The 9,006-nt window shown below is 65.5% G+C and carries 13 protein-coding genes and 1 pseudogene; 7 read left to right on the top strand and 7 right to left on the bottom strand.

What is annotated here, in order from left to right; genetic code table 11:
• The first annotated feature begins 3 nt into the window (after positions 1 to 3).
• The gene (locus E5P3_RS20550; protein WP_162587664.1) at positions 4 to 849 is read left to right on the top strand and encodes an SDR family NAD(P)-dependent oxidoreductase; all 846 of its coding nucleotides are present in this window, start codon (positions 4 to 6) and stop codon (positions 847 to 849) included.
• A gap of 78 nt (positions 850 to 927) precedes the next feature.
• Here E5P3_RS20550 and E5P3_RS20545 read toward each other — a convergent pair whose 3' ends face one another.
• Complete coding sequence (locus tag E5P3_RS20545; RefSeq protein WP_162587663.1) at positions 928 to 1,854, bottom strand: LysR family transcriptional regulator; 927 nt, start codon at positions 1,852 to 1,854, stop codon at positions 928 to 930.
• Positions 1,855 to 1,944: 90 nt separating this feature from the next.
• Here E5P3_RS20545 and E5P3_RS20540 point away from each other — a divergent pair, with 90 nt between their 5' ends.
• Positions 1,945 to 2,325, top strand: coding sequence for a carboxymuconolactone decarboxylase family protein (locus E5P3_RS20540; RefSeq protein ID WP_162587662.1), 381 nt, complete (start codon positions 1,945 to 1,947; stop codon positions 2,323 to 2,325).
• On the opposite strand, the gene E5P3_RS20535 is transcribed toward E5P3_RS20540, so the two are convergent.
• On the bottom strand, positions 2,307 to 2,456 hold the full coding sequence (locus E5P3_RS20535) for a hypothetical protein (protein WP_162587661.1): 150 nt from the start codon (positions 2,454 to 2,456) through the stop codon (positions 2,307 to 2,309). The genes E5P3_RS20540 and E5P3_RS20535 overlap by 19 nt on opposite strands.
• 7 nt (positions 2,457 to 2,463) lie before the next feature.
• The gene (locus E5P3_RS20530; RefSeq protein WP_162584108.1) at positions 2,464 to 2,622 is read right to left on the bottom strand and encodes a hypothetical protein; all 159 of its coding nucleotides are present in this window, start codon (positions 2,620 to 2,622) and stop codon (positions 2,464 to 2,466) included.
• Here E5P3_RS20530 and E5P3_RS36475 point away from each other — a divergent pair.
• The 4 genes and pseudogenes from E5P3_RS36475 to E5P3_RS20515 form a co-directional block, all read left to right on the top strand.
• A pseudogene (locus tag E5P3_RS36475) lies at positions 2,575 to 2,741 on the top strand (alpha/beta hydrolase); the annotation flags it as partial. The gene E5P3_RS20530 and the pseudogene E5P3_RS36475 sit on opposite strands and share 48 nt — an antisense overlap.
• A 712-nt stretch (positions 2,742 to 3,453) precedes the next feature.
• The gene (locus tag E5P3_RS20525) at positions 3,454 to 3,672 is read left to right on the top strand and encodes a hypothetical protein (protein WP_232073221.1); all 219 of its coding nucleotides are present in this window, start codon (positions 3,454 to 3,456) and stop codon (positions 3,670 to 3,672) included.
• Positions 3,669 to 3,836, top strand: a complete 168-nt coding sequence (locus tag E5P3_RS20520; protein WP_162587659.1) for a hypothetical protein — start codon at positions 3,669 to 3,671, stop codon at positions 3,834 to 3,836. Before E5P3_RS20525 ends, E5P3_RS20520 begins: the two co-directional genes overlap by 4 nt.
• Positions 3,837 to 3,891: 55 nt before the next feature.
• Entirely contained in the window at positions 3,892 to 4,257 is a 366-nt protein-coding gene (locus tag E5P3_RS20515; RefSeq protein WP_162587658.1) for a hypothetical protein, read from the top strand.
• Between the two features lie 65 nt (positions 4,258 to 4,322).
• Here the strand turns inward: E5P3_RS20515 and E5P3_RS20510 are convergent, their stop codons facing one another.
• The 3 genes from E5P3_RS20510 to E5P3_RS20500 are packed head-to-tail and all read right to left on the bottom strand — an operon-like array spanning position 4,323 to position 7,496.
• Complete coding sequence (locus tag E5P3_RS20510) at positions 4,323 to 5,330, bottom strand: Bug family tripartite tricarboxylate transporter substrate binding protein (protein ID WP_162587657.1); 1,008 nt, start codon at positions 5,328 to 5,330, stop codon at positions 4,323 to 4,325.
• A 31-nt stretch (positions 5,331 to 5,361) separates the two neighbouring features.
• On the bottom strand, positions 5,362 to 6,699 hold the full coding sequence (locus tag E5P3_RS20505; protein ID WP_162587656.1) for a Rieske 2Fe-2S domain-containing protein: 1,338 nt from the start codon (positions 6,697 to 6,699) through the stop codon (positions 5,362 to 5,364).
• Positions 6,693 to 7,496 (bottom strand): hydroxypyruvate isomerase family protein, encoded by an 804-nt coding sequence (locus tag E5P3_RS20500; RefSeq protein ID WP_162587655.1) that lies wholly within the window; start codon positions 7,494 to 7,496, stop codon positions 6,693 to 6,695. The genes E5P3_RS20505 and E5P3_RS20500 overlap by 7 nt, the downstream gene beginning before the upstream one ends.
• 89 nt (positions 7,497 to 7,585) lie before the next feature.
• Between E5P3_RS20500 and E5P3_RS20495 the strand changes: the two genes are divergently transcribed.
• The gene (locus E5P3_RS20495; protein ID WP_162587654.1) at positions 7,586 to 8,509 is read left to right on the top strand and encodes a LysR family transcriptional regulator; all 924 of its coding nucleotides are present in this window, start codon (positions 7,586 to 7,588) and stop codon (positions 8,507 to 8,509) included.
• Positions 8,510 to 8,633: 124 nt separating this feature from the next.
• Here the strand turns inward: E5P3_RS20495 and E5P3_RS20490 are convergent, their stop codons facing one another.
• Positions 8,634 to 8,909 carry a hypothetical protein gene (locus E5P3_RS20490; RefSeq protein WP_162587653.1) on the bottom strand — a complete coding sequence of 92 codons (276 nt, stop codon included), beginning with the start codon at positions 8,907 to 8,909 and terminating at the stop codon, positions 8,634 to 8,636.
• Positions 8,910 to 9,006: the final 97 nt, after the last annotated feature.

Genomic DNA, 9,006 nt, shown 5'->3' with positions numbered 1-9,006 from the left:
GTCATGCAGATTCGGAACAGGCCGCTCGAAGGCAAGGTTGCCGTCGTCACCGGTGCCTCGCGCGGCGTGGGCAAGGGCGTGGCCGTCGCGCTCGGCGAGGCGGGCGCACTGGTGTACGCCACGGGACGCACGCTCGACCCCGGCACTTCGCAGTGGCCCGGCTCTCTGCAGGAGACCGCGGGCGAGATCGCTCGGCGCGGCGGGACGTGCATTCCCGTACTTTGCGACCATGCCGACGACCACAGCGTGAAGCGGGTTTTCGAGCGCGTGCACGACGAGCAGGACGGCAGGATCGACGTGCTGGTCAACAACGTCTTTGCCGCCCCCGCACGGATGCCGGTCAACGTCCCGTTCTGGGAACTCGACGACGAGATCTGGGAAACCCTGCTGCGCGTCGGCTTGCGATCTCACTACGTTGCCAGTCGCTGTGCGGCGCCCAGGATGGTGGCGCGCAGACAAGGATTGATCGTCAACACCTCCTCGGGCGGCGCTGTCCGCTACACGTTCAACGTGCCCTTCGGTGTGCAGAAGGCGGGCGTCGACAAGATGGCCAAGGATATGGCCCACGACTTGAAGCCATTCAACGTCGCCGCGGTGGTGATCTGGCCCGGCTTCATCAAGAGCGAGAAGTTCCTGGCGCAGCCCGAGCGCATGCCGCCAGCGCTGGCCCAGCGCATCATGGAAAACGGCGAATCGCCGGAGTTCGCGGGTCGCGCCGTCGCGGGGTTGGCCGCGGATTCGCGGATCATGGAAAAAACGGGTCAGCTCCACCTGGTGGCCGAACTGGCAGAGGAGTACGGCTTCACCGATATCGATGGGCGCATGCCGGCAAAACCCGCTCGCGCCTGAACAGCGCAGGCCGACCAGGCTGCGCGCTTCGAAAACGGCATCCAGGCCGGGGTGCGTCAGGACCGTCAGGTTGTGCGCTCAGTTCGGAGTCAATCGATCTTCTGTTTGCCGCACCTCGCGCCTCACGAGCTCGAGGAAATGGGCCAGGACTGCTGATGGGTTGCTCTCGGAATAGGCGACGGCGATGCCGCTCGACAGCTTCCTTGCTTCTTCCTTGAGCGGTCGAAAGACAACGCCTTGCCGCTTGACATGCTGCAGCGACGCCGAGATGAACGCGATGCCTCGTCCTTCCGCGATGAGCCCGAGCAGGATATGGTGATCATCCGGCTCTGGAATGGCGCGGGGCCTGAAGTCGATCCGTTCGAAGAACGCCTGGCAGTGGTCGTAGAAGCCCGGATTGAGCCGGCGCTCGAAGCGGAAAATCGACTCCTCGCGAAGGTCGTCGAATCCGATCCTGCGCTTGCGAGCAAGCCGATGACTGGCAGGCAACGCGACCACGAGCGGCTCCTCGAGCAGCGTCTCGACCCGTAGACCCTTGGCCTCGGTGTGCAAGCCAATGAACGCAACATCCATCGATCCATTCTTGATCTCGCGCACGAGGCTGATCGAATGCTTGCCCCTGGTGGCAATCCGCCAGCTGGGGAAGCCCTCATGCAAGGGTTCGAACACATCGGGAATGGCACTTCGATCGAACACGGTGGTGTAGCCGACAACGAACCGGCCGCTCTCGGTGCCTCGCGCCGCCTTTGCGGCCGCAACCGCCTTGTCCGCCTGAGCCAGCGTCCGCTTGACCTCCGGCAAGAATGCCGCGCCTGCCTTTGTCAGCGTGACGCCTGTCCCGGTCCGCACGAACAGCTCAACGCCGAGCCGTTCTTCCAACTGACGGATCTGTCGGCTCAGCGGTGGTTGCGAGATATGCAGACGCACCGCCGCCCGCCCGAAATTGGATTCCTCGCTGACAGCGAGAAAGTACCGAAACTGCCGCAGGTCGACCAATTCATCCATACCAAAAAGGTATCACGGAAAAGGTATTGGATGGGCTTTCGCTCCAACCGTAGAGTGACGGCGTAGACAAATGGAAAGGCAACTGCTTTTATGAATGAAGAACGGTATGCGCGCGGCTGGGCAAAGCTCAAGGAGGTCGATGGTCATGCTGGCGAAGCGGTGATCGAGAGCCTGAAGGACATCGCCCCTGACTTTGCCCGCCTGATCATCGAGTTTCCCTTCGGCGACATCTATTCGAGGCCGGGGCTCGATCTCAAGACTCGCGAGCTCGCCGTCGTGGCGGCGCTCACAGCGATGGGGAACGCTTCGCCGCAACTCAAGGTCCATATCCACGGTGCCCGCAACGTCGGCTGTTCTCGGCAGGAAATTGTCGAAGTCATCATGCAGATGGCCGTTTATGCCGGCTTTCCTGCAGCGCTCAACGGCCTCTTTGCGGCCAAGGAAATCTTCTCTCACGAGGCCACCGAATGAGGCAAGTCTTCCAGTTCATATGCTTGGTACTTGTCATGGTGACTTCGCCAGGGCAGTTTGTCTTTGCTCACAGTGATGAGCGATTGCTTGGCCTCGACGGTGTCGCGCACCTTCACCAGCGCGTCGATCACCGCGACTTCATTGCGCGTAGTGGGTGGCAAAGGTGGTCTTCAATTCCGCCGCCACGCGCTGCTTGAGCGCCTGCGCTGCCGCCGGGCCGATCATCTGCAGGTACGGGAACAGCAGCCAGGCACGTCGCGCGGCACGACGATCGTGTTCCACGGCAATGCGGGGCATCCGGGGCATCTCAGCGACATATGCCGCAGCACTGACCCCACCTGGGCCTGCGCGTGATCCTGGCCGAATACCCGGGATATGGTCCGCGCGAAGGTGCAGTGGGTGAGCGCAGCCTGGTCCCGATGCAGCTGGCACGATACCGACGTTGCAGCTAGCTGCGGAAACGTGTTGAGCAGTCAAGTGGCCGGGCGACATTGAATTTCTGCATACTCACGTAAATTCAGACGGCAGAAGGAAGTTCCTGATCGCATGAGCTACTCGCTCGGGATCCTCAATTGCTCCGACATGCGGCAGGTCGGATAGCTCTTGCTGGTGAGTGTGTACGATTCGCCGAGCGAGGTCGAAGGTTTCGGCTGGCGGAATTAGACGGTCGGCACCTCCGGCCAGCAGTAGCGTAGGCGCCGTGATGTCAGCGAAGTCGATCACAGGCGGTGCGGCTTGCATCATGAGCGCACGTCGCCTGGCTTGTGCAGTGGAGCGCTGCGTTCCACGGAACAGTTCCACTGTCCCAGGACGAGCTGCAAGGAAAGTCTGCGAAAAGAAAAACGCCGCAATCTGCTCCGCGCTGTCGGGGAGCTGCCCGCGAAGATGTGCCGTAGATATGCACGCTCCTTCCGCCGGAGGTCTTAAGCAGGAAGTTAATGAGCGTAGCCGCGTCGTTTGCGAGATTCTCGAGGTCGATGGTGCCACCGACCATGCGGTATTTGCATGGCGCGGCACTTCACGCGGTCGGCTCCTACAGACCTGGGGGCCCCCCGCGCGATAGCTTGATGGAGACCATTTTGGAGTTCATCCCATCGCCGACACCCACAGCTGGGCAGGAGAAACATGATGCCGACACCAGACAAGGTCCGAGAGTGCTTCGACGCCTGGAAGCGTGCTTCAGATGAGCACCGCGACATGATGGACGCTGTCATGGCGGGTGAACCCCTGGACGTGGAGGCCATGGAGCGAAAGCTCGGCCAGATCGATGTCCTCCACAAGGAGTGGATGGACCTTGCAGCCCAGCTCATGCCGACTCGCGCATCTTCTGGAAGGAGAGCACCATGACCGAGTACGTCAAGCCGCCCCAGAACAAGCCGGTGCTGGTGCCGGATCCAGACGCGCGCCGGGATGTTCCCGAAGAGGAAGATGCCCTCGAAGACGAGGCGGAGCCTGGGAAAGGCGAGAACGCTGCAGGGTTCGTGAAGCCAGGCCGTAACGACGCCGAGTAGGCACGACGCCGGACGCGGTGCGCTCCCCGACCCGTTGAGGAGGGACAATGCGTCCATGAGTTTCAGGACTACCTTGTTTCAGGCTCTGCAGGCGGCCGACATCATTGTCTGCAACGGTCACCGGGTTGTGAGCAAGCTGCTCGACAGCGGGCCCGAAGTGCTGCTCGAGCCCTACGTCGATCTTGCCGACGGCTCGACACAATACATCCAGGACGTGGAGATCACGGTCGACAGTGAAGGCCGGGCCTATACGCCCGCACAAGGCGGGAAGACCGAGCCGCTCGTCTGGGGCTTCCAGGTCGTGCGTCCGCTGAGGGCTGCCGACGTTCCCACGATCGAGCTGCCGCCCTTGAAGCTCGCGGAGGTGGTTGGACGCCTCAGGAAGATCGGGCACGGACGAAGGCGCGAAGGAGCCTCCTAGCCCGACTGTCTCCGGCGCGTCAGCCGGCCTTCGGCCCGGGCCGAGTGGGCACCCCAGATGGAGCGTCACTCCGCCGTCACGCCCGCCGACTTCACGATCTTTCCCCACTTCTCGTACTCGGCCAGGAAGAAGCGGTTGAACTGCTCGGGCGTGCCGCCGCGCACCGTGGCGCCCTGCGACGCCAGCGTGTCGCGCAGCTCCTTTTCTTCGAGCGATGCGTTGATGGCCTTCGACAGGCTCTCGATCACGGGTGCCGGCGTGCCGGCCGGCGCGAGCACGCCGAACCAGGTGCCGGCCTCGAAGTCTGCGACGCCCGCCTGCTGCATGGTGGGCACCTGCGGGAACTGCGGCGAGCGGTCACTGGAGGTGATCGCGATCGCCTTCAGCTTGCCGCCCTTGACCAACGGCGCTGCGGTGCTGAACACGTCGAACATCAAGTCGATCTGACCCGCGACCAGGTCGACCAGCGCGGGTCCGCTGCCCTTGTAGGGCACATGCACCATGTCCACGCCGGTCAGCGTCTTGAAGTACTCACCGGCGAGGTGTGCCGCGCTGCCGTTGCCGAAAGAACCGTAGGTGAGCTTGCCGGGCTTGGCCTTGGCCTCCTGCACCAGGTCCGCCACACTGCCGGCCTTCATGGCCGGATTGAGCACCAGCAGCAGCGGTTGCGTGGCGACGAGCGTGATCGGCTCGAAGCCCTTGATGGGCTCGTAGCTGAGCTTGGCGTAGGTGTGCGGTGTCACCGTGAGCGGCCCTGCCGCGCTGAAGAGCAGGGTGTAGCCGTCGGCCGGCGCCTTGGCGACGAACTCGTGGCCCACCGCGCCGCCGGCACCGGCACGGTTCTCCACAACGATGGCCTGGCCGAGCCGCTCCGACAGCGAGCGCGCCAGCAGGCGCCCCGTCTGGTCGGTAGAGCCGCCGACAGCGTAGGGAATGATGAGCTTGACGGGCTTGCTCGGGTAGGCCTGCGCATGGGCGCCGGCCGCACCGAAGAGCGCGCAGGCGGCTAGCGCCAGGGTGCGGTGCCAGCTGAGCGCTCGGCTGCGCGCCTGCCGGAGGGGCTTGGGAATCATGGGCTTGTCTCCTTGCTGTCGTGGGCTCGCTTCACCCGGTGAGAGTCGTGGCCGTCGAGGTCTCGGCGGCGGACGCGACACGGCCGACGGGATCGCCGAAGCGCTCCAGCATGACCTGTTCGAAGGACACGCCTTCCGACGCGAACCAGCTGCCCGAGCGCAGGCGGTAGGCCGCGTGCTTCAGCGGCGCCTGCGGCTCCGTGCCGGCGGCCAGCGCCTTGGCACCGCCCAGCACCGCGCGCCGGAAGCGCACCACCGCCGCATCGGAAGCCGACAGGTGCTCCTGCGTCCGGTCGGCGATGCGGCCTTGGCTGTCCTGGATCATCGCGTCCTGCTCGGCCACGCCGCGCACGCCGGTAAAGCTGATGTGCTTCTGGTGGTGGCGGTCGATCAGGTACTCGTTGGCCCGGTTGCGGACCGGGATGAAGTCGTCATCGACCTCGGCGATGACGCCATGGCCTGCCTTGAACTTGCGCAGTTCATCTTCGGACAACGGACGCTCGGGGTTCCAGGCGTAGGTGTAGATCCAGCAGTTCTCGTCGTCGATGGGCACCCAGGTGTAGCCGAAATGGGTCTCGCCCGGCAGCGTCGAGGGCGTGGTGCTGTGCGCCGGCAGCGCGAACTGCGCGGTGCGCCAGTAGCGCACACCATCGTCGGCGCGGCGGGCACCACCGACCACGAAGCCGACCTCGTGCTCGAGGATGGAGAAGCGCGGCAACGGGTCCTCGCGGATCCAGCGCAGGCGCTTCTCGTCGGCCGGCGCGTCAGGGTTCGCGTTCGACGGCACGCCAGGGGCCGGCATGTGCAGAAAGGAGAAGTGCGAGGTGTCCAGCGCGCCTTCGATGGACTGGGCCCAGTTGCACTCCTGCAGCTTCTTCGTGACGAAGCGGTGGGCGGCGGGCAGGGCGCCGAACTCCAGCCGGGGCACTTCCGGCAGCGCGCGGCTCCAGGGGTCAGGCCCCATGTAGGCCCAGACCACGTCCCCGTACTCGCGCGTCGGATAGGCCTTGAGCCGCAGCGTGTCGTGGTAGGCCGCGCCCGGCGGCACATTCGGCAGCTCGACGGGGCGGCCCTGCAGGTCGAACTTCCAGCCGTGGAACACGCAGCGGATGGCGCAGTCCTCGTTGCGGCCGAAGTAGAGGTCGGCGCCGCGGTGCGGGCAGCGTGAGTCCACCAGGCCCACTGCGCCGTGGCTGTCGCGGAATGCGACCAGCTTCTCGCCCATGATGTTCACGCGCAGCGGCACGCCGTCGCGCTCAGGCAGCTCGCGCGAGAGCGCCACGGGTTGCCAGAAGCGGCGGAAGTACTGCCCCATCGGCGTGGCGGCGCCCGTGCGGGTGAGCAGTTCGTTGTCGGCAGTGCTCAGCATGTCGTTGCCTCCGAGCGTGCGCCCAGGCCATAGGGGGCGCCCCAGCCCAGGGTGTCCAGCGTGGGGCCGGAAGGGGTGTACTCGCAGCCGATCCATCCCTGCCAGCCCAGTTCCTCGATCAAGCCGAACAGGTAGGGGAAATGGATCTCTCCCGTGCCGGGCTCGTGACGACCCGGCACATTGCCGACCTGGATATGGCCGATGTGCGGCCAGGCGGCACGCAGCCGGTCGGCGATGGCGCCTTCCTCCATCTGGATGTGGAAGGTGTCGAAGCACAGCTTGACGTTCTCGCGGCCCAATGTCTTCACGACCGCCACGCCTTCGTCGATGCGGTGGTACAGGAAGTCGGGAAAGCGCGCGCGGCAGCAAGGCTCGAGGATCAGCGTGAGCCCGGCCGCGCGGGCTGCGTCCGCCGCCCAGCCGATGTTCTCCAGGAAGAGGTCCATGCACTGGGCACGTTCGAATTGCGGCCCGATCTTCCCGGGCATCACGTGGATCAGCGGGCCGCCCACCTGTCCCGCGTAGTCGATGGCCGTGCGGATGCTGGCCTTGAAGTCCTGCTCGCGCCCCGGCAACGCGGCGAGGCCGCGCTCGCCCGCGTCCCAGTCGAAGGGTGAGAGGATCTGCACAAGTTCGAGCCCGTTGAACTCGAGCCGCGCGGCAATCTCTTTGGCCGGGTATTCATAGGGAAAGGCCACCTCGACGCCACGGAAGCCGGCCGCCGCCGCGGCCTCGTAGCGCTCCAGCATGGGAACTTCGGTGAACAGCCATCGAAGATTGGGATCGAATCGCAGCATCGTGGGAGAGCCTCCTTGCGAGGCCGATGGTAGATTCGCGTGACCGTTGAGACAAACCAGCAATATTTAGCGGCCTTTGAGTTTTTCTGATGAATCCGGCCAACGTCACGCTGCGGCAGCTCCGCGCCTTCGTCGCCATCGCCGATGCAGGTGGCTTCGCCGCCGCCGCGCGCCGGTTGCATCTCACGCCGTCGGCGCTGAGCCTGCTCATCAAGGATCTGGAGCGCGGCATCGAGGTGCGCCTGTTCGACCGCACCACGCGTGCGACCGCGCTGTCGCTGGCAGGCAGCGAGTTCTATCCGCTGGCACGCAAGGTGCTGGACGACCTCGCCAGCGCGCTCGAAAGCACGCAGGACCTGGAGCAGAAGAAGCGCGGCACCGTGCGCATCGCCTGCACGCCGCTCTACGCGGCCACCACCTTGCCCGAACTGGTCCTGCGCTACCGGCAGAAGTTTCCGGCCATTGCCGTGTACGTGCTGGACTCGCTCAACCAGCAGGCGCTGGCGCGCGTGATGAGCGGCGAGGCCGACCTGGGCATTGCGCCGCAGCGCCAGGCGCCGCCGGAGCTGGTGCAGCAAAGCCTGCTGCGCGACCGCATGTGGCTGATCTGCCGGCCCGACCACCCTCTGGCCGCCCGCAGCCGCGTGACCTGGGCGCAGGTGCTGCAAGCGCCTTTCGTCAGCCTCACGCCCGACTTCACCAAGCGGCTGCAGGCCGATCTCTTCAAGCACTCGGCCACGCTCGCACTGAACCCGGCGCACGAGGTGTCGTTCATCACCACGGCGCTGGGCATGGTGCAGTGGGGGCACGGCATCACGGCGCAGCCCGGCCGCTCGTTGCCGCTGATCGAGCCCTTCGGCCTGGTGGCCCGGCCTCTCGTCGGGCCGGTGGTGCACAGGCACCTGTCGCTGTTCTGCAAGCGTGACCAGCCGTTGTCGCCGGCGGCGGCCAGCTTCAGGGACTTCCTGCGCGAGGCGATGCCCGCGCTCCCCGTACCGCCGGTGCGCGGCTGAGGCCGGTGCCTGGACCTCGGGGCGGCAGATCGCCGGACTGGCTCACATATGCGGAGGCGTCAAGAACGCCGAGCTCAAGCTCTACCTCGGGGCTGTGAGCGGCCGTGCGCCTTCAGGCAGCCGATCAGTGCAGCAGGGCGCAGGCCCTGAGGTCGGCAGGCCCCAGCAGGATGGGCACGGAGGGTGCAGCCCGATAGCGCTCCAGCGCCTTGGCCTCGATGCAGGAGAAATGGGCTTCGCAGGTGAGGGTCAGGTCGGAGTCCGGGTCCTGGTCTTCGCACAGGTCGCGCAGGGCGGCCTCGGAGACATGGGCCATGATGCGGGGTCCGTCGAGTCCGTCGGGGTAAATGGCAAATCGGACGGTCTTGGTGTCGGCGCAGTGGATCGCTTCGCAGTTCATTGTCGTTCTCTGGGGAGCCTCTCTTTTTTAGTGCTGGAGATTTGACGGTTCCACGCGCTCGGCGTGGCGCGGCATACTTCGCCAGCTGGAGAAAGAC

The organism is Variovorax sp. RA8, from assembly GCF_901827175.1.
In the GTDB taxonomy this organism is placed as follows: domain Bacteria; phylum Pseudomonadota; class Gammaproteobacteria; order Burkholderiales; family Burkholderiaceae_C; genus Variovorax.
This window is presented reverse-complemented; position numbering and strand designations above follow the sequence as displayed.